Source organism: Archangium minus (assembly GCF_044360475.1).
GTDB classification, from domain to species: domain Bacteria; phylum Myxococcota; class Myxococcia; order Myxococcales; family Myxococcaceae; genus Archangium; species Archangium minus.
The window spans coordinates 1-26,001 of record NZ_CP043494.1 but is presented as its reverse complement, the minus strand read 5'-3'; the positions used below and the strand labels follow the sequence as shown (position 1 = coordinate 26,001).

Below are 26,001 nucleotides of genomic sequence, written 5' to 3'. Positions count from 1 at the left end.
TAAAACCGGCCACGTTTTTAATTAGAAGGCCACCCCCAGATTGAATTGCAGGTCGAAGTCGAATGCCTCCTTCTTCGTATCGACTCCGTTTTCCTTCTTGAACGTCCAGGAATAGCGCTCCGCGATGCCCCCGGAGAGCACCAGCCAGTTCCACACCAGCAAGGAGTAGCCCACGCCGATGCCCACGCTGGTCATGAAGGTCTGCTCTTTGTTCACGAAGGTCTGCTCCCTCATCTCCAGCGCGATGGACGACGACGACGAGGTGACCGACACCCGGGGCATCACGAAGATGCCGCTCGGAGCACGGCCAAGGGGAAAGTACCGCCCCCCCAGCATCAGCTCGGCGAACGTCCTGCGGTCGATGTCATTTTTCACGAGCGACATGCGCGGCGAGGCGAATACAGACAGCTGCGGCAGGAGCACCCGCTCGTATTCCAGCCCATAGATGGAATGCGTGGCGATGAGCACCGGAAGGAACGTCAATGTGTTGCGCGGGCGTGACGGCTCTTCCTCCTCCAGGCCCTTGCGCTGCAACCGCGCGGTCTGCAGCGGCTCGAGCGAGGCTTCATCCAACACCTCGCGCTGGCCGGCCTCCAGCGTGAACTCGCGGGAGAAGGTGCGACCGGACTCCTTGCGCACCAGCAGGTACTTGCCCGGGGGCAGCGCCACGTACAGGGAGCGCTTGCCCGCGGGCACCTCGAGCACGCGCGTGCCCGAGGACGCGAGGATGACGGAGAGCGGGCCCGTGGTCTGCTTGAGCTCCACCCAGCTCGCGCTCGTCTTCACCCGGGCCAGCGGGAGATCCGCTCGGCCGCGCAGGTTCATGTCGAAGCTGGGGTGCTGCAGTCCCTCGCCCAGCAGCGCGGTGTCACGCAGCGTGAGCTGGCGCGCGTAGGTGAAGGCCTCCACCACGGACACCTCGCCGTCGCTCCCCTGGTCCGCCGCGCCGCGCAGCCCCGCCACCAGGTGGTGGGTGAAGAAGGAGCCCTGGAGGATGCTCGTCTCGTGCGCGTTCTCCAGGCCGGAGCTGGACGCGATGAACACCGAGCCCTCGCTCTGGAGCGTGAGCGGGATGTTCACCTCGAAGGGCGCCTCGGGTTGCAAGCCCTTGGCGCGCGTCCAGCCGCCACCGCGACATGCGTCGATGATGCCCAACCGTACCGTGGCGTCGGGGGTGTCGATGCGCCGGCGCAGCTCCTCCAGGGGCAGGGCGTGGCCACCCGGATAGAGCGCCTTCTGGTCGGCGTGCCCCGAGTAATAGAAGAGCAGCAGCGTCTCGCCCGGCTGGCCTCGCAGCGCGCCCAGCTGGGCATCCATCACGGACAGCAGCTCCTCGGGCTTGGGGTCCAGCAGCACGCGCACGTCCTTGGGTGCGAACTCGCCTACCTGCACGAGCACGTCCGCCAGGTTCCGCGCGTCGTCGTGCGCATAGCGCAGCCCGGAGCGCCCCACCGCCGGAGCGTTGGAGCCCACCACCACCGCCACCCGCTTCGGACGCCGCTCCTCCGCCGCCTGGCTCCGCCCCGCCAGCAGCAGGGCCATCGCCGCCAGCATTCCGTGCCACCACCGCACACCCCTCATGGGACAGCCTCCTTGGGAAGTACCAGCCGCGTCGTCCAAAGGGCGTCGTCCTGGGGCTCTCGGGCCGCCAGCTCGTCCAGCTCCTCCTCGGCCACCGCGGCCTGGCTGAAGATGATCAGCAGCTCCTCACGCTCCCCTCCGGATGCATCCACGCGCCAGCTCGTGGGCAGCAGCAGGTCCGTGCTCTCCAGGGGCGCGTCATAGAGAGGGACCCAGCGCGAGTCCTCCGCTCGCGTGCCCACCAGGATGTGACGGTAGCCAGCCGCCGACACGTGCAGCCGCAGCCGATCCCCCGGCAGGATGGGACTCCGCCCGTCCCACGGCTCCACCTGCTCCCCGTGCTTGATGTACACGGTGATGACCGGCGCGCCCTTCACCCCGATGTAGGGGTTCTCCGTGGGCGGCGGAGTGTTCGGGAACACCAGGAGCAGGCCCACGAACGCCGCCGCCACCGCGAACGCCGGTACCAGCAGCCACGGTTGGGGTGCCCACCAGGGTCGAGCCGGTGGAGGGGCCCGCAGCTCTCGGACCCACGTGGGCATGGGTGGTGCCAGTCGTGCCCGCTCTACGTGGGCGCGGCAGCGCTCGCAGCAGGCCAGGTGCTCGCGCAGCCCGGGCGAGTCGAGCCCCAGCACCGCACGGTCCAACTCCAGATAAGACGGGTGCCCGGTCTCCGGGTTCATGCCAGCCCTCTCTTGCGCAGTTGCTCCACGCGCTCGTCGAAACGTGTGAGGAGTCGCCTCACGGTCCGCTCGGACACCTGCGCCACCTCGGCGATCTCAAGCTGAGTCAGTCCGTCCACGCGGCTCAGGAGGACGATCTCCAGCTCGTCCGCGGGCAGGTGGCGGGCGAAGCGCTCCAGCTCCTGACGCGCCTGGACGCTGCTCTCAAGCGAGCCGACCTGCGCCACCTCTGGCATCACCTCTGGGCGCTCCGGGGCCGCCCCCGACTGCCGGCGCCGGAGCCGATCGATCGCCAGGTGCGTGCTCGTGCGGTACACCCACGCCGTCACCTGGCGCGGATCCTCCACCCTCAGCCGGCTCTGCCACAGGCGGATGAAGGTCTCCTGCGCGACGTCCTGGGCCTCGTCCGGGTCGCGCAGCATGCGACGACACTTCTCCCGGATGATGGGAAAGTACGTCGCGTAGGCTGTCTGTACGTCCATGTCCACCGAGGGGTCTCTCCGCCCTGCTACATCCGTGCGTAGCGGGAGGACGACCCCGGCGGGAAAAACCGGCCACGAAATCGACTGGGAGTGCTTCTTCACCGGGACGCGTGTTCGAAGCACGCTCGCCCGGCTGCTCCGCCGTCGAGCGCCAGACGCTCGCCCACGCATTCCTCCTGCTCACCGCCCCGCTCCCCTTAAGATGCGCGCCCTCATGCGCTCCCGCTCTCTTCTCCTCTCCGTGCTCGCGCTCTCCGCTCTCGGAGGCTGCGCGACCGCTCGCGGCCCCGTCTCCTCCGAGTCCGAGACCGCCTCCCGCTCCTCCTCCACCGAGGCCGGCGACACCACCGCCTCTGCACCCGCGGCACCCGCTGCCCCCCCGGCTCCGGCGGCGCCCGAGGCTCCAGCCGCTCCCTCCGCTCCCGCTGAGGCCGCTGCTCCTGTGGCTCCGGCCGAAGCCCCCCAGCCCCCTGAGGGCCAGGCGCCCACCGAGGATGCCGCGACCCTCTATGCCCGCGGCGTCGAGGCCCTCAAGGCGAAGGACGCCAACGCGGCCATCGCTGCCTTCTCCGCGTGCACCCGCGCCGCTCCCTCTCGCATCGACTGCCACTGGGAGCTCGGCTGGGCCTACTCGCTCGTCAACCGCTGGTCCGACGCGCTCACCGAGTGGACCCAGGTGCAGAAGCTCGATCCCAACTACCCGGACCTCGAGGACGCCCTCACCCAGGCCCGCGGTCAGTCCTCCCTCCAGAAGAAGCTCTCCACCCGTGAGCCGGCGACTTCCCGCCCCGCTCCTCCCTCGGACGCCCGCGTGCGCATCCGCGCCGTCGGTGACGTGATGCTCGGCACCGACTTCCCCGAGGGCCTCCTGCCTCCCGATGACGGTGTCGCCAGCCTCGCCGCCGTCGCTCCCCTGCTGCGCGACGCGGACCTCACCTTCGTCAACCTCGAGGGCCCTCTCTGCGACAACGGCGAGACCAAGAAGTGCCGCAAGGGGGGCAACTGCTACGCCTTCCGCTCTCCCACCCGCTACGGCAAGTACCTCCAGGATGCCGGCGTTGACCTGGCCTCCACCGCCAACAACCACTCCGGTGACTTCGGCGAGCTGTGCCGCCGCGAGACCGAGGCCACCCTCGACGCGCTCGGCATCGCCTGGAGCGGCCCCGCTGGCACCGTCGCCACCGTCGAGCGCAATGGTCTGCGCATCGGCATGGTCGCCTTCCACACCTCGGCCAACTGCAACTACGTCAACGACGTCCCGAGCGCCGCTGCCTTCGTGCGCACGGTGAAGCAGAACCACGACCTCGTCCTTGTCTCCTTCCACGGCGGTGCCGAGGGCGCCAAGGCCCTCAACATCCCCAAGGGCCCCGAGATGTTCTTCGGCGAGAACCGCGGCAACCTCCGCGTCTTCACCCACGCCGTCATCGACGCCGGCGCGGACCTCGTGCTCGGCCACGGCCCCCACGTCGTGCGCGCCATGGAGTTCTACAAGGACCGCCTCATCGTCTACTCCATGGGTAACTTCGCCACCTACGGCTCCTTCAACCTCAAGGGCCCTCAGGGGCTCGGCTTGATTGTCGACGTGGAGCTCGACTCCCAGGGCCGCTTCCGCTCCGGCCGCATCCTCCCCACCCGCCAGGAGGGCCGCGGCATCCCCCAGCCTGACTCCTCCGCCGAGGTCATCCCCCTCGTGCGCCGCCTTACCAGCGAGGACTTCCCCGAGACGGGTGCCCTCGTCGGCGCCGATGGCACCCTCTCGCCTCGCAAGGCCGTGGCCACGGGCGCGCAGTAGGACGCGCGGGACGGATACCCTCACCCCGACCCTCTCCCAGAGGGAGAGGGAGTTCTTGGGCGCCCTGGGTTTCCCCGGGCGCTTTCGTTTTTCTGGCGCTTGTCATGGTGCGTCAGACTTCCGCGTCTTCTTCCCTTGGGCCGAGCCACTCAGACACTCCGTGTGGTTCGTGGCTTGTTTGTATTCATAGGAGTCCGTCGGCATTGAATTGATGGCCAGGTGCTCGTCGGGCGAGTTGACGGACATGCACTGAGGGACGTGTGGGCGGGTGCCCACCGAGCGCGCGTCACCCGGGTGCGTTACAAGGGAATGGCCGTGCGCGCCCTCCATTTGTCTCGCTTCTCTTCGCTCCGGGCTTTCGGGCATCGGGACTTCGTTCATGTCTGGTCTGGAGCGCTCGTCTCCAACATCGGCACGTGGATGGAGACGCTCGCGCTGGGCGTCTTCGTCACCACCGTGACGGGCCGCGCCGAGGCCACCGGCAGCATCGCCGCCCTTACCTACCTGCCCGCCGTGGTGCTCTCCCCCGTGGGCGGCGCGCTCGCGGACCGCTTCGACCGCCGCGCCTACCTCGCCGTGGGCACCCTCGTGCAGGCGCTGCTGGCCGGCATCCTCACCGTGCTCGCCTTCACCGGCACCCTCTCCGTGCCCGCCGTCGCCGTCATCTCCTTCCTCAACGGCTGCACCAACACCCTCGTCAACCCCGCCTTCTCCGCCCTCATCTCCCAGGTCGTCCCCCCCGAGGACCTGCACAGCGCCGTCAGCCTCAACTCGGCGCAGTACAACCTGGGTCGCATCATCGGCCCGTCGCTCGCCGCCGTGGTGCTCGCCACCGGGGGCCCCGCCTGGGCGCTGCTCGTCAACACCCTGTCCTTCCTCGCCGTGCTCGTCGCCCTCTGGCGCGTTCAGCCCCAGGGTCGCGTCAGCACGCAGCGCCCCGAGGAGCTGTGGCCTGGCATCGTCCGCGGCGCTCGCGTGGCTCGCGATGACGCGGGCATCTTCCTCGTCATGGTGGGCACGTTCGCCGTGTCCGCGCTCGTGGCCCCCTTCATCGGCCTGGTGCCGGTGTTCGCCATCCGCGTCTTCAACCAGGGCGCCGCCGCCACCTCGCTGCTCGTCGCCGCTCAGGGCGTGGGCGCGGTGTGCGCCGCGGTGATGCTCGGCCCTGTCGTGGAGCGGCTCGGCCGTCGGCGTGTGATGGAGTGGAGCCTGCTGCTCATCGGCCCCGTGGCGGCGCTGTACTGGCTCGCCCCCACCCTGCACCTGGCCGCGCTCGCCATCGTCGGCCTCGGCGCGCTCTACATGGCCTCGCTCACCGGCCTGAATACCTGCACCCAGCTGCGCGTCCCCCGCGAGCTCCAGGCCCGCATCAGCAGCCTGTACAGCATGATGCTCGGCGTCGGGTACGCCGTGGGCGTGTGGTTCCAGGGCACCCTTGCCGACCGGATTGGGGTGCGCTTCGTCACCGCCTCGTGCGCTGTGTTCTTTCTTGCCCTGGTGCTCACGCTGCGCCTGCTGCGCCCGCGCGCCTTCGAGGCCACCGAGGCTCCCAGCGCCTTCTTCCACCCTGGGCGCCAGAGCCCCTCTGTTCATATCGAGGGCTCTGGGGACTTCTGACCTCCGCTCCCCGGCTCGCTTCCCCTCTCGGGGTGGAACACGGGGGCGGGTACCCTCACCCCGACCCTCTCCCAGAGGGAGAGGGAGGAGTGGGACGCGCGTTACTTCGAGTCCACCGTGAGGACCATCCAGCGGTCCGTCGCGTGGTCAATCTTCACGTTCGCCGCGCCCGCCTCCTGCAACTGCTGCAGCACTCGCTCCAGGAACTGCAGCTGCTCCTGCGTCGCGTCCACGAACACGTTCCTCGCGCCCGGGCCCTTCGCCTTCGGCTTCTTCGCCGCCGGCTGCGCGCTCGCGCCGTTCGTCAGCTCGGGCGCCGTCGCCACCGCCTTCAGCTTCGACGCCGCGTCCTCCACCACCGGCTCCGTCTCGGGCTCGGGCGAGGTCTCCTCGGCCTTCTCCTCCTGGCTCTCCACGTCCCGCAGCGCCTGCTCGCGCAGCTCGTTGAACGTCTTCGCGTTCAGCGACGCCCCGAACTTGTCCTTGTAGGCCTCCATCGCCTCGTTGCGGCTGATGTCCGGCTGGTTGCGGAAGAGGTCGAGCAGAAACGCGTGACGCTCCTGGGCCTGGTCGTGGGAAATCCGTGCCATCGTTGAGATCCTCGGTGTGCTGCGTACTGCGGAACTGCGGAACGCAGGGCGGCGCAAGGTACCCGAGCCCGGCGTGGAGCGGAAGTGGCCCCCCTGCCTCCCCTCGGTGCAGCTCCCCCACCTGGCGCCGCATGCGAAAAGGGCCAGTCTCCCTCGGTAAAGGAGACCGGCCCTTCGTGCTTCAATTCCTCAGCACCCGGAGGTGCCGCGCGGAATTACTTGCAGACCTGGGCGCACACGTCCGGGCGCTTGTTGGCGAGGAAGTCGGCGCACGCCATCTCCAGGACCTGGTCCGAGCAGTCCGACGCCTTGCCCAGCTGGTACTCCTTGCCGTTGTTCGTACCGTCGTTGCACAGCTCGTCGTAGTTCTCGATCGTGCCGCACTTGAGCGCCGCTTCCTGCTTGCCCTGGCACTCGTCCACGTTGGCGCCGTAGCCGGCCTTGAACGCGTCCGAGGCCTTCACCGCGTCCGGCGTGCACTCGAAGACCTTCTTACAGGCGGTCTCCGCCTTGGTCTGGCACACAGATTCCGGCGAGGGGCAGCCCATAGCGAACATCGACACGGCGGCGGTGGCCACAAGGAAGAACTTGCGCATGTGAATCTCCTGATGGGGTAACGGCGGGAAGTGGCTCCCTGGTTCACCTCGTCCCCCCCTCCAAAACGCGGGTGACCGTGTGACCGGAGAGCGGCGCCTTGTTATCATTTTGTGATGCTTCAGGCGAACTTCCCGACCCTACAAGCTATTCTTGCGCTGTGCGTCATTTCGCCCAGCTCTACTTTTTCAAGCTAGCGAAAACCAGACAGGAATTAGCGGCTCGGAGGGAACACCGCCGCCATCTGGCGCAGCTGCGCGAGCAGTTGGCCATCTGCGCTCCACAGCTCGGCGAGGTCATCCGCGTAGCCCTGCGCGGCGTGACGGGAGTGGCCGGTGCGGAGGTAGAAGGCGTCGGGCGAGGCCGAGGCGAGCGGCAGCGGCGCGTAGAAGTGCGCGGTGTAGTCCACCGTAGCGCCGTTGCAGAAGCCGTTCACCCGGGCGAGCGCCGCGGGCGGGTACGCATCCAGCAGCCCCACCACCAGCGGCGCATCGAGCGGCGTCGGGACACGCGGGCGAATCCATCCCCCCACGCGGGCCTCGTCGGCGCCCGAGAAGGGCACGGCCCCCACGCACCAGCGGTAGTCGAACTGCGCGCCGAAGGTGGGGAGCATCGAGCTGGGCACCGGGGGCACGTCGAAGGGAGGCGGCACCTTCGGGGCGCGTGCATCCGTGTAGACGAGCGGCGTCTCGCGCGAGGTCGCGAAGGTGGCGCTCGCGAGGCAGGCCACCTGACCCCCCTGCTCCAAGCGCGCGGAGAGGTGCGTCACCTGGCGGCCGGCGCGCTCAATGCGGACGGTGAGCGAGGCCTCGCCTTCGGCCACGGGCGCGCAGAAGTGCACGGTGAGCGAGCGCGGCGCGCGGGTCGGGTCGTTCAGCTCGCTCATCATCGAGCGCAGGAGGGAGCCACCGAGCATCCCGCCATAGGCACCTCGCCCCTGGAACCACTCTGGGCGGATGTGGCCGAGGTAGCGCCCCTCCCCGAGCGGGCTCCAGGTGGTGGCGGTGACGAAGGGGGACTCGGAGGTGTTCGCGGACATGGGCGAACCCTAGCCAACGTGGGCAGAGGGGGCACGCCCCGAGGCGCGTTGCTCCTGGGGTGTGCGTACGGCGTGTCTCAGTGGAATGGGCGGGTGCGTACGCGGTGTGGCAGTGAGAGGGGGTGGAGGGGCCTCTCAGCGAGGGCTTATCGTGGACGGTGGCCGTGCATGAGGGTTGCACGAGGCTCTGCGGGCTTTGCGAGCGTCCTGACTGGGATGGTGGCATGCACGGTGTCGTGGGAGTGATGACGGCTCTGGTGATGACGGTGGCCGCGGCTGAGGAGGGCGCGGCCGATGGCGCTTCCCGGAGCGCTTCGTCTTCCTGGGAGGGCCGCACGTTCGTGGGCGTGGCGGTGCCGCTGATGCCCGGTGGGTTCGCGCTGGAGGGAGAGCAGGAGCTGGATGATGGCTTCACCGCCACCGTGGGGCTGCGGGCGTCATTCAACCTGGGGCAGTGGAGCCGCGTCTTCGGCAATTCTGAGCCCGCATCCCTGCAACTGGGAATCGAGCCGGGCGTGCGCTTCTACGTGAGGGGCTCGGCGCTGGAGGGGCTGTGGTTCGGTCCCCGGTTGGAGCTGGGTCGCACGTGGAGGGACGAGCGGGGGCGGAGCTGGAACGTGGGGGGCGCCGTGCTCGCGGGCTACAGCTTGATTCTGCGTCAGGGTTTCACCGTGCAGGGCGCGCTGGGCGTGGGCGCGACGTACCGGCCTCCCCTCGCGGGGTTCAACCTGTGGACGGTGTCGATGGACTACCGAGCCCAGCTCTCCGTCGGCTGGTCTTTCTGAGACAGGGCGCCTTGAGTCCATTCAGGGGGGTGACGTTCAGACTTCCTCGTCGGGCAGGAGCGTGCGCAGCAACTCGTCGTCGGGGCCGAGCGGGCGCCAGCCGGGTGGCGGCGGCGAGGCGCGGAGCGCTTCCCTGGCTCGTTTGACGCGCTCCTCATGGGTTTCTGGGGTGTACGCGGCCCAGCGGCCAAGCGCCATGGCGACCTCGAAACGGTTTGCATCGTCCATCACTGTCGGCCAACCACTAGGGAGCCCATCGGCGAGCTCGCGCACGAGAACATCGCGCACCAGGCGCGTGACTCGCTTGCGCTGCTCCGCCTCGGCGAGTAACCCGCTGAACACCTGCACTGCGGCGATGTCATCCTCGCCAAGCTCCTCGGCCAGCAAATAGAGCGGAACGGCAGGACGCGCTTCAGCGAAGGCGGTGAGCGAATCAAAACCCAGCTCGCGGACCCGATCATACAGGCGGGCCTTCCAATTGCCCTCCCAGGAACGGTCCTCGTTCATTTTCCTCTCCAAGGGGTGAAATCCACCGGGAGCTTATAGAGCCTCATTCGATAGGCGGCGATCTTGAGGATTTCATTCCGCGTCAACATCCGGCCAGCATCGATCTCGGCTTCGAGTAGCGCCTTCATGAGCATCTGATTCCACTCGCCGGGCCATTGGCGGCCCAGGCGCCAGTTTCCACCGACATGGATCGCCTCGTGCTTTGTATTAGGCGAGAGCCAGCATTGGCTCTTAAGGGCGGAGCCGAGGCCCAAGTGACGAGCTCGGCGAGCCCGGAGCAGTGATAACGTGTTGGATATGCCCGACTTCCAGACGACGCGGTTCGGCAGGTACGAATTGCTGAAGCGGTTGAACGTGGGGGAATTGTCGCTGGGGTTCCAGGCCCGCGATACGGCGGCGTTCGGTGTTACCCAGGATGTATTCATCAAACGGGTGTACGACTACAACGCTCAGGATCCCACGTTCGTCGAGATGTTTCTCGAAGCGGCCCACATCGCGGTGAGCTTCAGCCACGACAACCTCGTGCGGGTTCTCGACTTCGGACGGGTGGCGGGCGAGTACTTCCTGGCCCTGGAATGGGTGGATGGCCATTCCCTGTGCCATGTGCTGCATCAGGCCAGGAGGGCGCGAGGCCTCAAATGGTTGCCCGCGCCCATCGCCGTGGGCATCGCCATCGAGATATGCCGGGGCCTGCACTATTTGCACACGCGGCTGGATGCGCGGGGAGCGCCTCTGGGCTTCGTCCGCAGGAACGTCTACCGCGGTGGCGTGCTGATGAGCTTCGAGGGGGAGGTGAAGATCGCCTACTTCGGCATGGACAGGGAGTGGCCGCAGTTGGCCACGGGGGTGATGCGGGGTAAGCCCGTGTATTTCTCTCCCGAGCAGGCGCGCGGACACGAGATGGACGCCCGCTCGGATATCTATGCGTTGGGCGTGTTGCTGTATCAGATGTTGTGCGGGGGCCTCCCGTTCGGTGACGCTGACTCCGATTTCGGGCGGATATCCTCAATCGTGGAGGGGCGGCTGGTTTCCGCGCGGGAGTTCAATCCCTCTCTGGATGTGGCCCTCCTGGCGATCCTCCAGCGTATGTTGGCCAGGTCACGAGATGACCGGTACCCGACCGCCGAGGCGCTTCAGCAAGCCTTGTCGGATTGGATGAGCACCCAGGCTCCGATGTCCCCCGCCGACATGCGCAAGCAATTCATGGGCGAGCTCTTCCCACAGGGACTCGACACCCACGAGCGCGTGCCGGTTCTCCCGGTTCCGGGGTTCCCCTTTACAAGGGATTGAGGGGGAGCCCGAGCTTCAGCCGCACCAGGACATACGTCCAGCCCAGCAGGCTGAGGACTCCGAGCCCCATGGCCTCGAGGGCCTGGAGCTTCTTGCCCACGGGCGGGTGCGCCTCCGGGTTCACCCGACGCAGAGCGACCCAGCCGAGCAGCACCGCCACAGGTGCCACCACGGGCAGCACGAGGCTCACCATTGCGCAGACCAGGGCTCGGCTCGCGAGCGGGTTGTTCGCTCGCGCGTCCCACAGTCGGCGGAGCGCTCCGGGTGCAGGGCGCAGGGCACGGTTTCCTGGAGGGCGGACGGAGAGGCGGAGACACTCATCGAAGGAGAGATTCGCATGAACGGGCCCCTCGTTCGTAGGCCGGGCGGGCGGGCGTTGCTCGGGTCGGAGTTCCAGAGAGCGGTCGTCCCAGGGTGCCCACCATCACCCGGCGTCTCCACCTTATGAGGTGCGGCGATTGCCACCGCGAACTGGGAGGACGGCGATGAAACGGCTCTTCTTGTTCTCCACCCTGGCGGCCTCTCTCGTCCCCGCCCTGGTGCACGCGCAGGGCGAGGGGACGTCTCTGGAGCGGCTCTACACCGTCGAGGGTGTCGTCTCCCGGGTCGAGTCGAATGAGATCGAAATCAGCACGGACGAGGGCGATCTGGACTTCGTGCTCGATGACTCGGTCCGCATCTTCCGCGACGGCAAGCGGGTGCAGCGCTCAGCCATCCAATCAGGAGACCGGGCGCGGGCCTCCTACCAGGAGAGCCAGGACGGCGCGCTGGATGATGAGGTGCTCGTCCGGCTGGACCTGAAGTCGAGTCCCACAGAGTCACCTCCCTCGGAGCCGCCCCCCTCGGAGTCGCCCTGAGCCGCTCGTGCACCGGCCGGGCGAGCCAGGGCCCGACCTTCCCTCGGGAAGCTTGGAGCGCCCCGAACGCACCCCACATTGAGTCGAGTAGGGACGCGCACCCTCGCGCGTCCGCATTCCACGAGGAGCCTCACCATGGCCGACAAGGACAAGGACAAGGGGAGGAAGTACAACCCCGTCCACCCGCATGAGCACGAGGAGGGCAAGCCCCCCTTCGCGAAGGATCGGGTCGAGCGCGGTCTCGAGGCCGATGACACCCGGCCCCTGTATGCCGCCGACTCCATCCACGCCACGAGCGAGCAGAAGTTCGCGCTCGACAGCGATGGTCCCGTGGGCGGGTACGTGCCCGACATCCGCAGCCCCATCGACGAGGCCGATGAGGAGATCCGCCTGCTCCGCGGTCAGGAGGAGCGCGACAAGGATCGGGACTGATACGGCTGGAAGGGAGGGCCGGGGACACGGGCCCTCCTTTCCGTGTCACTGCTTCCGCGTCACTTCTTCGGCGGGGCCACCGGCTCCTTCGCGGTCAGCTTGCCGAGCTCCATCGGGCCCACCTGCTGCTGGATGACCTCCGGGTCTCCCACCAGCACCACCTGCATCGCGTCCGGGCCCAGGTAGGTCTCCGCCACCCGCTGCACCTCGGCCGGCGTCGCCTTCTCCAGCCCCGCCACCGTGCGGGCGAACTCGTCCATCGGCCGGCGCAGGAAGAAGAGCTGCGCGGCGCTCGAGCCCAGTCCCTCCACCGACTCGAAGCCGCCCGGAATCGCCCGGATGAGGCCCTCGCGTGCCGCCTCCAGCTCCTTCTGTGTGATGGGGCGCTCGCGGATGCCCTTCATCTCGCGGAAGAACTCGGTGAGCGCCGGGCCCGTCACGTCCTTGCGCACCGCCGACGAGGCCGTCAGGGGCCCCACGCCCAGCCGCGCGTCCGTGCTCGCCCCCGCTCCGTAGCTGTACCCCTTGTCCTCACGCAGGTTCATGTTCAGCCGGCTGCCGAAGAAGCCGCCGAACACCGTCGTCGCCAGCTCCAGCGCGTACTCGTCCGGGTGCCCCACCGCCACGCCCGGCCGGCCCAGCACCATCACCGTCTGGTCCAACCCCGCCTTGGGCACGTACACCACCTGCTGCCTCGGCGGCGTGGCCGGCGTGGGCGGAATCGGTGGCAGCGTGGCGCTCCCCTTCCAGTCGCCGAAGTACTTCTTCGCCAGCGTCACCGCCTCGTCCAGCGTGACGTCTCCCGTCATCACCAGCGCCGCGGCCTTGGGGCCCACGTTCTTCTGGTAGAAGCCCTTCACGTCCTTGAGCGTCACCGTGTCCACGGTCGCCGGCAGGCCGCTCACCGGGTGCCCATAGGGGTGCTCCGGGCCGAACACCGCGTCCAGGTACGCCTGCTGCGCCAGGAAGCCCGGGCTGCCCATGGCGCGCACCAACTCGGCCAGCTGCAGCTTCTTGCGCCGCTCGAAGTCCTTCTGCGCGAGGTTGGGCCGGCGCACCACGTCGGACAGCAGCGCCAGCGCCGCATCCGCGTTGCGCTTGAGCACCCGTGCTCCCACGAAGGCCCCGTCCGGGCTGACGCTCACCGAGGGGGACACTCCAAGGTCCTGGAAGGCCTGGTCCAACGCCTGCGCGTCCTTCCCGGCCGCGCCCTCCACCAGCATCTTGTAAGAGATATCCGCCAGGCCCCACTTGCCCTTCGGGTCCTGCGAGCCTCCCGACGCGAAGGCCACGCCCACGAAGACGAGCGGCAATTCCTTGCGCGGGCTCACCAGCACGGTGAGGCCGTTGTCCAGCTTCGTCTGCTCGAACTTCGGCAGCACCAGCTCGGGCGGCTCGCCCGGCTTGGGGGGCTGGTTGCGGAACGCCTCGGCGTCCTCCTGGGGCGGTGTGGCGGGAGCCTCGGAGGCGGGCGGCTGCGAGGGCTCGGGGGTGGGCTCCGGAGCCGTCTTACACGCGGCGGCGAGCGCCAGGACGGACACGGCGACAAACAGACGGCGCATCAGTGGGTCTCCTTCGCGGCGGGGGCGGGGTTGTTCTGCGAGGGCACGGCGTGCAGCACCACGCGGGCGTCAGGCTTGAGGTACTCGCGGGCGAAGTCCCGCACCTTCTCCGGCGTCACCGCGTCGTAGCGCTCGAGGTCCTCGTCGAGGAAGCCCGGGTCTCCCTGGTAGTGGTTGTAGCTCTGCAGCACGTCCGCCTTGCCGCCGAAGCCGCCCACCGACTGCAGCCCCGCCAGCATCTGCGTCTCGAAGCGCGTGCGCGCCCGGTTCAGCTCCTGCTGCGCAATCCCCTCGCGGCGCACCTCCTCCAGCACCGCGTCGAGCTCCTTCGCGAGCGCGTCGCTGGTGACGCCGGGTCGGGCCACGGCCTCCAGCGTGAAGACGGACTGGGCGCCGAGGCTCTGCTGGTGGGCGCTCACGCTCTGGGCCAGCTCCTTGTCCTGCACCAGGCGCTTGTAGAGGCGGCTGGACTTGCCGGTGCCCAGCGCGTTGGCCAGCACGTCCGCCGTGGCGTCCCCTTCGGAGAGGTACGGCGGGGTGAGCCAGGACATCACCACCATGGGCAGCGTGCCCACCTTCTCGTCGTGGCGGATGACCTTCTCGCCGGACACCTTCACCGGGGCCACCTGGGGCTTGTCCGGCCGAGGGCCGCTCGGCAGCGTGCCGAAGTACTTCTCGATGAGGGCGCGCGCCTCCTTCGGGTCGAAGTCCCCCACCACCGCCAGCGTCGCGTTCGAGGGCGCGTACCACGTGCGGAAGAAGCTCTTCACGTCCTCCACGGTGGCCGCGTTCAGGTCCTCCATGGAGCCAATCACCCTGCCGTGGTACGGGTGCGACGCCGGGAAGAGCGCCTTCCACAGCTTCTCCTGCGCCAGCCCGTAGGGGCGCGTCTCGTAGCTCTGGCGGCGCTCGTTCTTCACCACCTCCTGCTGGGTGCGCAGCTTCTTCTCGTCGAGCGCGTCCAGCAGGAAGCCCATGCGGTCGCTCTCCAGCCACAGCGCCGTGGCCAGGTGGTTGCTGGGCACCGTCTCGAAGTAGTTGGTCCGGTCGAAGTTCGTGGTGCCGTTCAGGTCGTTGGCGCCCAGCTGCTCGAGCATCGCGATGTGCACGTCATCCGGCACGTGCTTGGAGCCCTGGAACATCATGTGCTCGAAGAGGTGCGCGAAGCCCGTGCGGCCTGGCTGCTCGTTGTAGGCCCCCACGTGGTACCAGACGTTGACGGCCACCACGGGCAGCTTGGGGTCTCGGGCGAGAATGACCTCCAGCCCGTTGGCCAGCTTGTACTTGTCGTAGGGGATGGCCAGTGCCTCGCGTCCCGGCCCCAGTGGCTTCGCCTCCTGCTGCTGGGCGAAGGCCGGAAGGCCGAGGGCGAGGACGGCGGCGGTGATGAGCGCTTTCATGCGGAGCGGTTGCCTCCTCGGGTGTGTCAGAGGCAATCCGCTTAGCACGCACCTTGTTCCCGACGGAGCGCGAATCCCCTCGGAATTCGGGTGAGGGGCACGGTGCGTTCGGCTTCGGACGGGCCCTTTTCTTGGAATCTGAAGAGTGGTTCGCTCCGCGGTTTCATGCGAACCGTCCTGTGGGGTCGCCTGGACGACGGGTTCCTGGTGGGGCTCACGGGCGAGCTCGGGGACGACCCTCACCCCAGCCCTCTCCCAGAGGGCTGAGGATTGCACACGCTAGGCAGGCGGGGGGGCGGCGGAAAGGAACTGGGCAAGGGAGAAGCCCGCGACGTAGTCGCGCAGCCGTTCGTAGCCGCGCTAGAGGACGAGCCAGCCCGGAGGGCGCTTCTGCGGGTTGGCCATGTAACCGCCCAGGGCGGCGATGAGCAGCAGGGCCTGACGAAGCGTCAGCGCCCCTTGCAAGGGCATGCGTGGAGAGAGTTGGGGTGCCATGGCTTGGAGCACTTGCACCTCGGCCGGAGCCAGCACTGCGTCGGCGGGCTCATCCGGGAGGGTACGGCTCAGGGTGCGCAGGCGCAGCAACTTGACGGAGGTCAGCAGGGTGAGGGCGAGCAGGTTCTCCAGGTGCTCGCGTGCCTCGTGCTGACGCCCCTCCAGTCGGCAGCCCGTCTTCAGGGCCTTGTGCAATTCCTCAATGCCCCACCTCTTCTGGTAGGCCGTCACTGCGCCCCAGGCCGCCTCCTCACTTTCAATGGGCGCGTTGCTCAGCAGCAGCCACTCCACGGCTTTCTGTCCCTGTGGCGGCGCCTCTTCGCGCACCAGTACGCCCCACACCCGCACCGGCTGCCCACCCTGGCGCCCGGGGGCAGCAGCGTGAGGGGGGCATAGCGCAGCGACAGCGTGGCGTCGCGTGCCGTGCGCGCCACCCTGTCGGCCCGGGCTGGCTGGGCCGACACGTGCAACGGCCGGCTGCCCACCACGGGTAACCCTTCCAGGGTGGCCCACAGCTTCCCCCCTTCCCCCTCCACTCGCCTGTCCTGGCCGGCGCGCACCAGCAGCTGAAAGCCCTCGCCGGTCGCGCGGGAGAGCAACTCGAAAATGTCTCCTTCGGCGTCGATGATGTGCAGCAGCCGCCCTGGCTCTCCCACGCGCTCTTCGGCCTCCACCAGGGCCCGCCACCACAAGACGCTCTCCTTCTGCTCGAAGGGCCGCTGCTTTCTGCTCTTGGCCTTGCCCCTTTGCGCGGCCGGGCGCTCCCAGGTGCACGCTCCCAGCACTCCAAAGGCGGCGCCGTCCGTCTGCACCACCAACGCCGTCTGCACGAAGAAGCCCTGACAGACGGGGTTGCCCACCTGTCCTACCCCGCTCATGGACAGGTGACTGAGTTCCACCTCGGTCCGGTCGTGCACGCACAGCGCCACTTCTCCCGCCAGCCCTTGTGCCACCGCCTTGCCCACTGTCTGGGCCGCCGGCTCCAGCAGCCTCTGGAAGCTGACGTCTTCATTCTCCACCATCCGGTAGGCCCCCATTCGCTCCGCCCGGCTGGTGCCCAATCGATTGAGGGTGACCCCAGGCTGCCCCTCCATCAGGTGAAGGGTGTGCAGCAGCCTGTCCCTCAGCCACACCTCGTCCTGGGGACCGAAACTCCCGGCCGGATAGAGAACCTCGTACGTCAGATACAATGCGGCAGCGTCCATGGGCTGCCTCCCTATCGGACCCTACCGCTCAAGTCATGCGCCTTCCTGCTTGCCCACCCCTTGCTCCCTCTCTCCCTCTGCGTGTGCATTCTTCAGCCCAGAGGGAGAGGGGGCAGACACGGGTTCAACCCCAGGGTCAGGTACCCTCACCCCGTCCCTCTCCCAGGGGGAGAGGGGTGTTTGTGTCTGTGTGTGTGTATTTGTTTTGAGTTGGCGTGGGGTCGTGCACCGGCAGCTCGAGCTTCAGTCTCGCTCCTCCCTCCGGCCGGTTCTCCGCGCTCAGTGTTCCTCCAAAGCGCTCCACCAGCTCTCGCGAGATGGACAGCCCCAGCCCCGTCCCCTTCTCCGGCCCCTTCGTCGTGTAGAAGGCCTCGAACAGCCTCGGCAGCGTCTCCGGCGGGAATCCCGGGCCGTTGTCCTCTACCAGCAGCGTTACCCGCCCCTCCCCCGCCTCTCCCCTCACCCTCACCTCGCCCCCCTTCACCTTCGCCTCCTCTAGCGCGTCCCCCGCGTTCACCAGCAGGTTGAGGATGACCTGCGCCAGTCTGCGCCTCGTCGCGAATACCTCCGGCAGCCCCGTGGGCACCTCCACCTTCAGCTTCGCCACGTTCTTCAGCCTCACCGCCGCCAGCCTCGCCGCGTCCGTCACCACGTCCGCCAGCGCGCACTCGCACGGCTCATCCGCGTCCATCCGTGAGAAGCCCCTCAGGTCCATCACGATCTGCCGGATTCGCTCCACCCCCGTGCGCGTCTCGTCGAACACCTCCCGCAGCTCCTCCTTCGACTCCTCCGGCAGGGGATGCGCCAGCACCTCCGTCCTCAGGAACTCCAGGTTCGAGCGCACGAAGGCCAGCGGGTTGTTGATTTCATGGATGACGCTGGCCGCCAGCCTCCCCACCGTGGCCAGCTTCTCCGACTGCATCCGGTGGCTCTCCGCCAGCGCCAGCTTCTCCAGCGACTCGCGCCGGGCGCGCTCCAGCCGCGCCTCGTTCTCCGCGGCCTGCACCTTGCGCAGCTGCTCCGAGCCGTACACCCCGAAGAACGTCGTCACCCCCACGATGCAGATCCACACCAGCGCGTTCGCCACGTGGCCGTTCGTCAGCAGCAACACCCCCGTGACGCCCACCGCACAGACGGTGCCGGTGATCAGCACCGGCTTCGCGTCCCGTGTGTGCACCAGGGCCATCAACAACGGCAGCGTGGGCACCATGTCCAGGTACGGGCTCTCGCTTCCTCCGGTGAAGTAGACGAGCAGCAGGAAGAAGACGCTGTTGATGCCGCTGTTGATGTGCATGAGCAGCAGCGCCCGCTGCTCTTCCAGCCGCTCCCACACCCCGAGGTAGAGCAGCAGCTCCGCCGTCCACGCCACCCGTGTCAGCAGGGTCGGCAGGTGGAGGGTCTGCCGCAGGATGAGCAAATCCATGGGATACGTCAGGAGGATGGTCGCGGCGAACACCAGCGCCGTCTTGCGCCGCTGGAGGTCCCCTCTGCTCAGGACCCGTGTTGACAGCAAGGGTTCCTTCGGAGCGGCTAACAGGCGGTGCATGGGCGCGACGGGACTCCAGACGAGATGAGGGCACCCGGGATGATACGACGTTAGCGGTAGGGCCGCACAGCCAGATCTGCTCAGCGCCGGGTGGCAATCACCACGCTCAACCCGTATCGCGCGTACGGCTCGGGCAGGGTGTCGCGCCGGGCCTCTACGGAGAATCCCTGAGCCTCCAGCAGCGCCCGAGCCCGCGGCAGCAGGAAGGTGAGGTAATACATGACGAAGGGCGGCCTCCAGAGCGCGTTGCGCACCCGCATGGCCGCGTTGAAGGCCCGCGCCACCCAGTAGCCGGGGCTTAGCCGCGAGGGCTCGTCCCCGGTGATGAAGAGGAAGCGGCCTCCCGGGCGCAGCGCCCGGTGGATGCCCTCCACCAGCCTCGGCTCGTCCTCTTCCAGGATGTGGCCGAAGGCGCCGAAGCTCGTCACCAGGTCGAACTCCTCGCGCCAGGGCAGGTCCAGCGCGTCACCGCGCACGAACTCGAACGCGGCCTCGCCCGGGGCGTCGGCGAGCAGCCTTCGCGCCTCGTCCAGCATGCCCTGGCTCATGTCCAGCCCCACCACGCGCCGGCGGCACAGCGGCCTGAGGTGGCGCATCGCCGCCCCCGTGCCGCAGCACACGTCCAACCCGCTCTCCACGCTCCCCGGCGGCCCCACCAGCTCGAGGCTCGCCTTCACCAACGCCTCGGGTGTGCGGAAGGGTGTGTACTCGAACTTGGGGGCGAGCAGGTCATACCCCCGCTCCACGGAGCTGAGGCCTTGCTGGAGGAGCTCCACGAAACTCGGTCCCTTGGGATGGAACATGCGGGGGGGCTTTCAGCGGGAGCGGGGCAGCTCGAAGAAGAAGGTGACGCCGGGGCGGCCGGGCGGGTGGCCGAGGACGCCGAGCGTACCGCCATGGCGCTCGATGATTTCGCGCGAGATGTAGAGGCCCAGGCCCAGGCCCGGCTGATGGATGGAGGAGGAGAGCCGGTGGAAGCGCTGGAAGAGGCGGGCGTGCTCCTCGGCGGGGATGCCCGGGCCCTCGTCGGAGACGGAGACGCGGAAGGTGCCATCCCAGCAGGAGAGCTGCACGGCCACGCGGGCCTTCGGCGGGGTGTACTTCATCGCGTTGTCGAGGAAGTTGGCCAGCACCTGCTCAATCCTGTCCCGGTCCGCGCCCACCCAGGCGACGCCCTCGGGCAGCTCCACCTCCACCTGGCGCTCGGGGTACTGCTGGCGGAAGTCGCCGGCCACGTCGGCCACCAGGGAGCGCAGGTCCACGGGCCTGGGGCGCATGTGGAGCTGGCCGCGCTCCAGCCGTGAGGCGTCGAGCAAGTCCCCCGCCAGCCGGGTGAGCCGGCCGGTGTAGCGCTCCATGCGCGAGACGAGGGTGACGTCGGAGACGGGCTCGTTGCGCTCGAGCTGGCGCCGGGCCTGGGTGAGCACCAGGTGCAGGGAGGTGAGGGGCGTGCGCAGCTCGTGCGAGGCGATGTTGAGGAACTCGGTCTTGGTGCGGTCAGCGGCCTCGGCGGCATCCTTGAGCTTCTGCAGCTCGGCGGTGCGCTCGCGTACGCGCTCCTCCAGCTCGTCGCGGGCCTTCTGCAGGGCGGCCTCGGCGCGCTTGCGGTCCGTGATGTCCAGGACGATGCCCACCAGGCCCGCGGGCTTGCCCTGCGCGTCGGTGTAGGTGGCCTTGTAGAAGATGACGTCGCGCACCTCGCCCGTGCCGAAGCGCACGGAGGACTCGTACGTCTGGATGCCAGGGCGGTCGAAGAGCTCCTGGTCCTTGGCGGCGTAGCGCGCGGCGAGCTCGGGCGGGGCCATCTCCCAGACGGACTTGCCGATGATGTCCTCGGGCGACTTGTTGTGCATCTCCGCGAAGGCGCGGTTGCAGCCGCCGTACCGGCCGTCGAGCGTCTTGTAGAAGATGGGGTTGGGGATGCTGTCGATGAGCGTCTGGAAGAACCGGACCTGCTCGCGCAGGGCCCGGTCGTACTCCGTCATCTCCACGCCGGTGAGCACGAGCAGGTCCTCGGCGCCGAACAGCCCGGGGGCGAGCCGGGAGGTGCTCCACGCGAGCAACCGCTCGGAGCCGGCACGGGTGCGCCAAGGGCCCTCGTGCTGCGCGGGGTGAGGGCCCTCGACGAGCCGCACCAGAGCCGCACCCTCCGTCCCCTGCCCGGGGGCCAGCGCGGCGAGCTCCTCCAAGCGCAGGCCGTGGACCTCGTGGTGGGAGTAGCCGAGCAGCCCTTCCCCATGGCGGTTGAGGTAGAGGATGTACCCCTGGGCATCGAGCACCAGGACGAGCGCGTGGATGGCGTCGAGGAGCGCGGCCGGGCCGGGTCCAAGCATCACTTCGGAGCCGGTCGGGTCTCGTGGGGGCATCAGCGAGGCCATGCTCCGCAGCATAGCGATATCAATCCCCAGAAACGGGGTGGGTTTTCTCGAAAGTGTGAGCCCGCACCGGGGCCAGGCGGCCGATTCCCCTGACGCTCAGTGCATCGTGGGGATGATGGGCTCCTCGTGGACGTAGCCGCCGACGCCCGTCCGGGCCTCGAACTCGTTGCAGCCGCTCATGCCGGAGACCTGGAGGTCGAATTCCCGCAGCTCGGGCTCCATGCATTGGGCGACGTCGGTGTCCTCGGGTTGGGGATTGTGGCTGCCGAAGTAGCGGCAGCCCTTGCAGTTGCCCCAGTTCTTGTCGGCCATGGCTTGCTCCTCTCAGGTGGGACTCTTCGGTGGGATGATTCAGTCAGCGTCTCCTTCGAGGGTGGAGGTGAGGCGCGGCGGCAACAAGCGGCGCCTGCCCTGTCCATCGAGGGAGGAGCGGGCGACTTCGTGAGAGACTGGCGCTCATGGCCTTCGCCGATGTCCCAAGCGCTGTCAGTCCCCGCTGTGCCGTCCACCCGGACGTGCCCGCGGGGGGTATCTGCGGGCGCTGCGGCGGCTTCTTCTGCGACGCGTGTGCCACCTGGGTGCTGGAGGCCGTCTATTGCACCGCCTGCTCGGCCCTCCCCGAGGTGAACTACCTGGAGACCTTCCGGCAGAAGCTGTGGGGCCGGCGGGACACGTGGGCCTGGATGCTGGGCTTCTGGGGACTCGTGGCGCTGGGGGTGGGTGCCGCGCTGCTGGGGAGCGGGGCGACCGTCGCCGGTGGGCTCGCGCTCGCCTGCTCGGCGTTGGGCCTGGGGTGCTTCTTTCGCCAGAGGTGGGCTCGCAGGGGCCTTCCCCTCCTGGCCGTGGGCCTGGGAGTGGCTGGCCTGGTGCGCGAAGGCCTCGCGCTCCTCCTTCCTGCCCTCTTCCTCTTCGGCGTCGCCCTCACCCTCCACCAGGATCCCCGGCACAAGCTCTTCTTCCGCGAGCCCCTCCCGGATGCCGTCCTGCTCCGGTTGTGGGACCGGTACGAGAACAACCCCCTGGCGAGGCTCGGTTTGATGCTCGGGCTCTACGGGGTGGTTCTGCCGGTCTTGGCGCCCGTGGCGGTGGGGCTCGGCATCGTCGCCTTGCGGCGCGTGAATCCCGAGGCCCGGCCGCCCATCGGACGCAGGGGCCAGGCGCTCGCCGCCCTCGGACTGGGGCTGGGCTCGCTCGTGCTGTGGGTGGGGTTCTTCTGGCCGCGGCTCTCTACGCTGGTGCGAGCGCTGTTCGCCGTGGGCTGAGCGGATTCCGCACGGCCCCCTCGCAGGCTTGGAGGTCCCTGGAGGGGGCCCGGGCCCGAACGGAGTGGGAAGCCACCCACCCTGTGCGGACCGGACCGCCTGGCGCGAGGCTGAGAACGCGCCAGGCGTGCCGGTTCGGGCTACTCCTTGGCCTTGCGCAGGTCGCCGCTGTTCTTGATGTTGCGCTTCACGGTGTCCTCGGCGCCGCTGCAGTCGCCCTTGGCCTGGTCATCGAGGTGCAGCACGTTGCTGGTGATTTCCAGGTCGCCCTTCTCCAGGCAGGTGGCCACGGGCAGACCCTCGAGCCACGCCTGGGGCTTGAGCAGCGCGAGCAGCGCGTCATCCGCGCCGACCTCGACACCGGTGGCGGATTCGAAGCGCGCGTCCTCACTGAAGCCGAGCTTCAGGTCCAGCGTGTTGTCGGTGTTCTCCCGGGTGAAGCGGGCCTTCACCAGCAGGCTGTAGTCCACGAGGGGCTCGCCACTGGCCACCTCGTCGGCCTTGGCCTTGTCCAGACGGAAGTCGATGCGCTTGTAGGTGCCCGCGGGCAGGCGCAGGCCGGACAGGTCCGGAGTGGTGGTGCCCGTCATCAGGTCCACGATGAGGGGGCCGGGGATGAGCACCGTCCCCGAGCCGCTGCCGGACTCGCCGCCCTTGCAGGTGGCGCCCGAGAGCAGGCCACGCACCTCGGCGCACTTCGTCCCCTGGGGAAGATCCAGTCGGATGTCCTTCAGGTGGATGCGGGCTTCGGTCAACGTGAAGGTGACGCCGTCGCTGGAGCGGAACGTGGGGGCCGTCTCGGCGGGTGCCGGCGTCTCGGCGCCCCGGACGAGCGCACTGGCGGCCGTGGACTGGGACTCGTTGACGGAGAAGCGCAGCGAGGCCCCTTCGCCACCACAGGCGGTGACGGCCAGGGCCGCGGCGGACAGCAACGTCTGACGGAGCGTAAAAGTGCGAAGGTTCATGGGCGTGGGCGGTGCCCGGGACGTCCGGCCAAGTCTTCAGGGGACCGCACCTGGATGACCCCTGAGGTCGAAGAGCGGCCACACGCTCGGGGTCCTCGTCCCCCGCCCGGGGGCGGAGGGCTCAGTCGCCGACGATGCCCACGCGCACGCGGTGGAGCTCGTTGCTGGCGGCCACCTTGAGGGTGAAGTCCGCCACGTCCTCGGGGTAGACCTGACGGCCGCCGGCGGGCAGCGCCTCCACGGCGGTGCGGTACTTGCCTGTCTTCACGCCGCTGGGCATGACGGGCGGGCACACCACCACCCAGTCCAGTCCGCTCTCCTGGAGCACGAGCAGTGCGTTGCGGTGGTCCTCGAAGGCGTAACGCAGGAAGGGCGGCAGGCCGTGCTCTCCGGTGAGGCCCCCCGCCGGGTGGGGCAGCAGTCCCGCCGCGCCGACCGTCACGAGCCGCTGGACGCCCTCGGCCTTCATCGCCGCCACGATGGCGCGGGTGGCCTGCGTCACCACCGTCACCGCATGTGTCGCGTCGCGCGCCCCAATGGCGCTCACCACGACCTCCGAGCCGCGCACCGCCTCGGCCACGGCGGTGCCGTCCTCCAGGCTGCCCTTCTTCACGAACAGCCGCCCATGCTTCACACCCAGCCGCTGCGGGTCTCTCACATAGGCCGTCACCTCGTGCCCCTGTGCTACCGCATCGTGCACCAGCGTGTGCCCGACCCGCCCCGTCGCTCCAAAGACCGTCAACCGCATGGGTGTTACTCCTCCGTGACCCGTTCCCTGTGCAGGGGCCGGTCCGGTGGGTGTCGCGGAGCCCGTACGGGCTCCGTTTCCCTCGGCCCTGTCAGGAACGAGCGCGGCTCGTCATATAGCGCTCCTGATGCCGGGTTGTCCGCAAGAGCCTCTAGGGGGTCGCGTGGCCCTGGAGGGCCTGCGTGTTGTCACGGATGCGCTCCCCGTGCTGCTCGAGCGTCTTCTCCACGGTTTCCAGGCGGGCGTTGTGCCGTTCGAGCCGCTCGGAGAACTCGGTCCGGAGCTTGTTCGTCTCGAAATACAAGGTTGTGAGCATCGACTCCTGCGTCTTCTGCAGGGATTGTTCGAGTTGGCCCTGGAGATTCTGGAGATCCGAGGCCAGCTGCATGTCTCGGATCCTGCTGGCGGTGCCCTTTCGCTCCGCCCTGAGCTCCAACTCCTTGAGCTGCTGGCCTTGTGCGTCCAGCTTGTCTTCCAGCAATTGCAGGCGCTGCTCCAGGCGCTGCTGGCCCTGCTCCATCAGGGTCAGGATCCGCTGCTCGCCCGGCGTGAGGGAATGCGCTCCCTCTCTCGTGGGAACCGACGTGGAATGATCCATTGACACACACCTCCCGTGGTGACTTCGCGAGTAGGTTGACTCATGAGGTCAACCCGCGTCAAGCCACCAGTCAGGTTAGGTGTACGGACTTCAGCTCGGGGGCGCATACCCTCACCCCGTCCCTCTCCCAGAGGGAGAGGGTGAGGCGGGGGCTCACTCGCCCGTCAGCCTTGCTTCCAGCTCGTCCAGCTCGCGCTTCACTGCCGCGTCCGTCTCCCGCAGCTTCTCCACCTTGCGCACCGCTGAGATTACCGTCGAGTGGTCCTTGCTGAACCTCGCGGCGATCTCCGGGAATGAGCCCTTCGTCAGCTTGCGGCTCAGGTACATCGCCACCTGCCGCGCGTGTGCCAACGCCTTGTGCCGCCGGTCCTCCTTCAACGCCTCCACCGGCACCTTGTAGTAGCGGGCCACTTCCTTCTGGATGCTCTCCACATCCACGACCTGTCGCGTCGGCAGCACGTCCTTGAGCACGTGCGAGGCGAAGTCCACCGTCACCGGGTGCCTCGACAGCGAGTGGATGGCGCTCACCTTCACCAGCGCCCCCTCCAGCTCCCGCACGTTCTTCTGGAAGCTCCGGGCGATGAAGTGCGCCACCTCGTCCGGCAGGTCCAACCCCTCCATCACCGCCTTCTTCTGGAGGATGGCCACCCGCGTCTCGAAGCTCGGCTCCTGGATGTCCGTGATGAGCCCCATGCTGAAGCGGCTGCGCAGCCGCTCCTCCAGCCCGGGCACCTCCGCCGGCACCATGTCGCTCGTGAGGATGATGGCCTTGCCCTGCTCGTGCAGCGTGTTGAACGTGTGGAAGAACTCCCGCTGCGTCTCTTCCTTGCGTCCCAGGAACTGCACGTCGTCGATCATCAGCACGTCGCACTCTTCGCGGAACTTCCGGCGGAACTCCGGCATCCGCTGCTCGCGCACGCTCTCGATGTACTCGTTGGTGAACTGCTCGCTCGACAGGTACACCACCCGCTGCGTCTGGTCGCGCTCCCAGATTTTATTGCCGATGGCGTGCAACAGGTGCGTCTTGCCCAGCCCTGTCCCACCATAGATATAGAGCGGGTTGTAGGCCCGGCCCGGACTCTCGGCCACGGCGTGCGCGGCCGCCGCGGCGAGCTGGTTGCTGTCGGCCACCACGAAGCTCTGGAAGGTGAAGCGGGCGTTGAGCCGGGGCGGCCGGGCCCCCGCGGATTTGACCTCGGGTGCGGGTTTGAGCTCCGGCGGGGGCGCCATGCCCGGCACCACCTCATAGGCCACCGTGGTCGGCGAGTCCGTCACCCGGGCGAGCGTCGTTTCCAGCAGCCGCCGGTAATGGTTGTCCACCCAGTCCTGGTAGAACCGGTCCGGCACCGCCAGCACCAGCTTCTCCCCGCGCACCTCCAGGGGCTGCATCTTGCCGATCCACCCGAGCGCGTAGTCCCGCTTGTCCTGCCTCAGGCAGTCCAGCATCCTTTCCCAGAGATTCTCGGCACTTGGCGGTGGGGGCAGGGTTTGGGCGAGCGCGTTCACGGTAGGGCTCCGATGCGCTGGTGGATCACCAGGCAGGGGGCCGTCCGTGCTAACAGCCCCCCCCTGGGCGATCAAGTTTGCGGCCCC

At 68.5% G+C, this 26,001-nt stretch carries 28 protein-coding genes; 7 read left to right on the top strand and 21 right to left on the bottom strand.

Going from position 1 to position 26,001, the window contains the following annotated elements; all coding sequences use genetic code 11:
• Positions 1 to 21: 21 nt before the first annotated feature.
• The 3 genes from F0U60_RS00140 to F0U60_RS00130 are packed head-to-tail and all read right to left on the bottom strand — an operon-like array spanning position 22 to position 2,746.
• Positions 22 to 1,581 (bottom strand): caspase domain-containing protein, encoded by a 1,560-nt coding sequence (locus F0U60_RS00140; RefSeq protein ID WP_395812627.1) that lies wholly within the window; start codon positions 1,579 to 1,581, stop codon positions 22 to 24.
• Positions 1,578 to 2,264 carry a hypothetical protein gene (locus F0U60_RS00135; protein WP_395812625.1) on the bottom strand — a complete coding sequence of 229 codons (687 nt, stop codon included), beginning with the start codon at positions 2,262 to 2,264 and terminating at the stop codon, positions 1,578 to 1,580. Before F0U60_RS00135 ends, F0U60_RS00140 begins: the two co-directional genes overlap by 4 nt.
• Positions 2,261 to 2,746, bottom strand: a complete 486-nt coding sequence (locus F0U60_RS00130) for an RNA polymerase sigma factor (protein WP_395812623.1) — start codon at positions 2,744 to 2,746, stop codon at positions 2,261 to 2,263. The genes F0U60_RS00135 and F0U60_RS00130 overlap by 4 nt, the downstream gene beginning before the upstream one ends.
• 214 nt (positions 2,747 to 2,960) lie before the next feature.
• Between F0U60_RS00130 and F0U60_RS00125 the strand changes: the two genes are divergently transcribed.
• Both F0U60_RS00125 and F0U60_RS00120 read left to right on the top strand, forming a co-directional pair.
• Positions 2,961 to 4,538 carry a CapA family protein gene (locus F0U60_RS00125; RefSeq protein WP_395812621.1) on the top strand — a complete coding sequence of 526 codons (1,578 nt, stop codon included), beginning with the start codon at positions 2,961 to 2,963 and terminating at the stop codon, positions 4,536 to 4,538.
• Positions 4,539 to 4,853: 315 nt separating this feature from the next.
• Positions 4,854 to 6,155, top strand: a complete 1,302-nt coding sequence (locus F0U60_RS00120; RefSeq protein WP_395825906.1) for an MFS transporter — start codon at positions 4,854 to 4,856, stop codon at positions 6,153 to 6,155.
• A 101-nt stretch (positions 6,156 to 6,256) separates the two neighbouring features.
• Here the strand turns inward: F0U60_RS00120 and F0U60_RS00115 are convergent, their stop codons facing one another.
• From F0U60_RS00115 to F0U60_RS00105, 3 genes are all read right to left on the bottom strand, one after another.
• Positions 6,257 to 6,745 (bottom strand): hypothetical protein, encoded by a 489-nt coding sequence (locus F0U60_RS00115; protein WP_395812619.1) that lies wholly within the window; start codon positions 6,743 to 6,745, stop codon positions 6,257 to 6,259.
• A 215-nt stretch (positions 6,746 to 6,960) separates the two neighbouring features.
• Positions 6,961 to 7,341: a hypothetical protein gene (locus F0U60_RS00110; protein ID WP_395812617.1), complete on the bottom strand. Its 381-nt coding sequence runs from the start codon at positions 7,339 to 7,341 to the stop codon at positions 6,961 to 6,963.
• A gap of 212 nt (positions 7,342 to 7,553) precedes the next feature.
• The gene (locus F0U60_RS00105) at positions 7,554 to 8,378 is read right to left on the bottom strand and encodes an acyl-CoA thioesterase (RefSeq protein WP_395812615.1); all 825 of its coding nucleotides are present in this window, start codon (positions 8,376 to 8,378) and stop codon (positions 7,554 to 7,556) included.
• Between the two features lie 224 nt (positions 8,379 to 8,602).
• Between F0U60_RS00105 and F0U60_RS00100 the strand changes: the two genes are divergently transcribed.
• Positions 8,603 to 9,163 carry a hypothetical protein gene (locus tag F0U60_RS00100; RefSeq protein WP_395812613.1) on the top strand — a complete coding sequence of 187 codons (561 nt, stop codon included), beginning with the start codon at positions 8,603 to 8,605 and terminating at the stop codon, positions 9,161 to 9,163.
• A 36-nt stretch (positions 9,164 to 9,199) separates the two neighbouring features.
• On the opposite strand, the gene F0U60_RS00095 is transcribed toward F0U60_RS00100, so the two are convergent.
• Complete coding sequence (locus F0U60_RS00095; protein WP_395812611.1) at positions 9,200 to 9,670, bottom strand: NUDIX hydrolase; 471 nt, start codon at positions 9,668 to 9,670, stop codon at positions 9,200 to 9,202.
• A complete protein-coding gene (locus tag F0U60_RS00090; protein ID WP_395812609.1) occupies positions 9,667 to 9,798 on the bottom strand; it encodes a hypothetical protein in 132 nt (43 codons plus the stop codon). The genes F0U60_RS00095 and F0U60_RS00090 overlap by 4 nt, the downstream gene beginning before the upstream one ends.
• 169 nt (positions 9,799 to 9,967) lie before the next feature.
• On the opposite strand from F0U60_RS00090, the gene F0U60_RS00085 reads away from it, so the two are divergent.
• Positions 9,968 to 10,960 (top strand): serine/threonine protein kinase, encoded by a 993-nt coding sequence (locus F0U60_RS00085; RefSeq protein WP_395825903.1) that lies wholly within the window; start codon positions 9,968 to 9,970, stop codon positions 10,958 to 10,960.
• Here F0U60_RS00085 and F0U60_RS00080 read toward each other — a convergent pair.
• Entirely contained in the window at positions 10,947 to 11,153 is a 207-nt protein-coding gene (locus F0U60_RS00080) for a hypothetical protein (protein ID WP_395812607.1), read from the bottom strand. The genes F0U60_RS00085 and F0U60_RS00080 overlap by 14 nt on opposite strands.
• Before the next feature lie 292 nt (positions 11,154 to 11,445).
• Here F0U60_RS00080 and F0U60_RS00075 point away from each other — a divergent pair, with 292 nt between their 5' ends.
• Positions 11,446 to 11,817 carry a hypothetical protein gene (locus F0U60_RS00075; protein ID WP_395812605.1) on the top strand — a complete coding sequence of 124 codons (372 nt, stop codon included), beginning with the start codon at positions 11,446 to 11,448 and terminating at the stop codon, positions 11,815 to 11,817.
• Positions 11,818 to 11,952: 135 nt separating this feature from the next.
• Positions 11,953 to 12,249 carry a hypothetical protein gene (locus F0U60_RS00070; RefSeq protein WP_395812603.1) on the top strand — a complete coding sequence of 99 codons (297 nt, stop codon included), beginning with the start codon at positions 11,953 to 11,955 and terminating at the stop codon, positions 12,247 to 12,249.
• Between the two features lie 59 nt (positions 12,250 to 12,308).
• Here F0U60_RS00070 and F0U60_RS00065 read toward each other — a convergent pair whose 3' ends face one another.
• From F0U60_RS00065 to F0U60_RS00030, 8 genes are all read right to left on the bottom strand, one after another.
• Entirely contained in the window at positions 12,309 to 13,811 is a 1,503-nt protein-coding gene (locus tag F0U60_RS00065; RefSeq protein WP_395812601.1) for a M16 family metallopeptidase, read from the bottom strand.
• Entirely contained in the window at positions 13,811 to 15,211 is a 1,401-nt protein-coding gene (locus F0U60_RS00060) for a M16 family metallopeptidase (RefSeq protein WP_395812599.1), read from the bottom strand. The genes F0U60_RS00065 and F0U60_RS00060 overlap by 1 nt, the downstream gene beginning before the upstream one ends.
• A 360-nt stretch (positions 15,212 to 15,571) precedes the next feature.
• Positions 15,572 to 15,997 carry a transposase gene (locus tag F0U60_RS00055; protein ID WP_395812597.1) on the bottom strand — a complete coding sequence of 142 codons (426 nt, stop codon included), beginning with the start codon at positions 15,995 to 15,997 and terminating at the stop codon, positions 15,572 to 15,574.
• On the bottom strand, positions 15,979 to 16,911 hold the full coding sequence (locus F0U60_RS00050; protein WP_395804456.1) for a hypothetical protein: 933 nt from the start codon (positions 16,909 to 16,911) through the stop codon (positions 15,979 to 15,981). The genes F0U60_RS00055 and F0U60_RS00050 overlap by 19 nt, the downstream gene beginning before the upstream one ends.
• A 136-nt stretch (positions 16,912 to 17,047) precedes the next feature.
• Positions 17,048 to 18,424 (bottom strand): sensor histidine kinase, encoded by a 1,377-nt coding sequence (locus F0U60_RS00045; RefSeq protein WP_395812595.1) that lies wholly within the window; start codon positions 18,422 to 18,424, stop codon positions 17,048 to 17,050.
• A 113-nt stretch (positions 18,425 to 18,537) separates the two neighbouring features.
• Positions 18,538 to 19,260: a class I SAM-dependent methyltransferase gene (locus F0U60_RS00040; RefSeq protein ID WP_395812593.1), complete on the bottom strand. Its 723-nt coding sequence runs from the start codon at positions 19,258 to 19,260 to the stop codon at positions 18,538 to 18,540.
• A 12-nt stretch (positions 19,261 to 19,272) separates the two neighbouring features.
• The gene (locus tag F0U60_RS00035) at positions 19,273 to 20,847 is read right to left on the bottom strand and encodes a PAS domain-containing protein (RefSeq protein WP_395812591.1); all 1,575 of its coding nucleotides are present in this window, start codon (positions 20,845 to 20,847) and stop codon (positions 19,273 to 19,275) included.
• An 84-nt stretch (positions 20,848 to 20,931) separates the two neighbouring features.
• Entirely contained in the window at positions 20,932 to 21,147 is a 216-nt protein-coding gene (locus F0U60_RS00030; protein WP_395812589.1) for a hypothetical protein, read from the bottom strand.
• 146 nt (positions 21,148 to 21,293) lie between these two features.
• Between F0U60_RS00030 and F0U60_RS00025 the strand changes: the two genes are divergently transcribed.
• Positions 21,294 to 22,097, top strand: a complete 804-nt coding sequence (locus F0U60_RS00025) for a hypothetical protein (protein WP_395812587.1) — start codon at positions 21,294 to 21,296, stop codon at positions 22,095 to 22,097.
• 140 nt (positions 22,098 to 22,237) lie between these two features.
• Here F0U60_RS00025 and F0U60_RS00020 read toward each other — a convergent pair whose 3' ends face one another.
• The 4 genes from F0U60_RS00020 to dnaA all read right to left on the bottom strand — a co-directional run bounded on the left by F0U60_RS00020 (position 22,238) and on the right by dnaA (position 25,914).
• On the bottom strand, positions 22,238 to 23,062 hold the full coding sequence (locus tag F0U60_RS00020; RefSeq protein WP_395812585.1) for a hypothetical protein: 825 nt from the start codon (positions 23,060 to 23,062) through the stop codon (positions 22,238 to 22,240).
• A gap of 121 nt (positions 23,063 to 23,183) precedes the next feature.
• Positions 23,184 to 23,810: an NAD(P)-dependent oxidoreductase gene (locus F0U60_RS00015; protein ID WP_395812583.1), complete on the bottom strand. Its 627-nt coding sequence runs from the start codon at positions 23,808 to 23,810 to the stop codon at positions 23,184 to 23,186.
• Between the two features lie 151 nt (positions 23,811 to 23,961).
• Entirely contained in the window at positions 23,962 to 24,408 is a 447-nt protein-coding gene (locus F0U60_RS00010) for a hypothetical protein (RefSeq protein WP_395812581.1), read from the bottom strand.
• A 153-nt stretch (positions 24,409 to 24,561) separates the two neighbouring features.
• Entirely contained in the window at positions 24,562 to 25,914 is a 1,353-nt protein-coding gene (gene dnaA / locus F0U60_RS00005) for a chromosomal replication initiator protein DnaA (protein WP_395812579.1), read from the bottom strand.
• Positions 25,915 to 26,001: the final 87 nt, after the last annotated feature.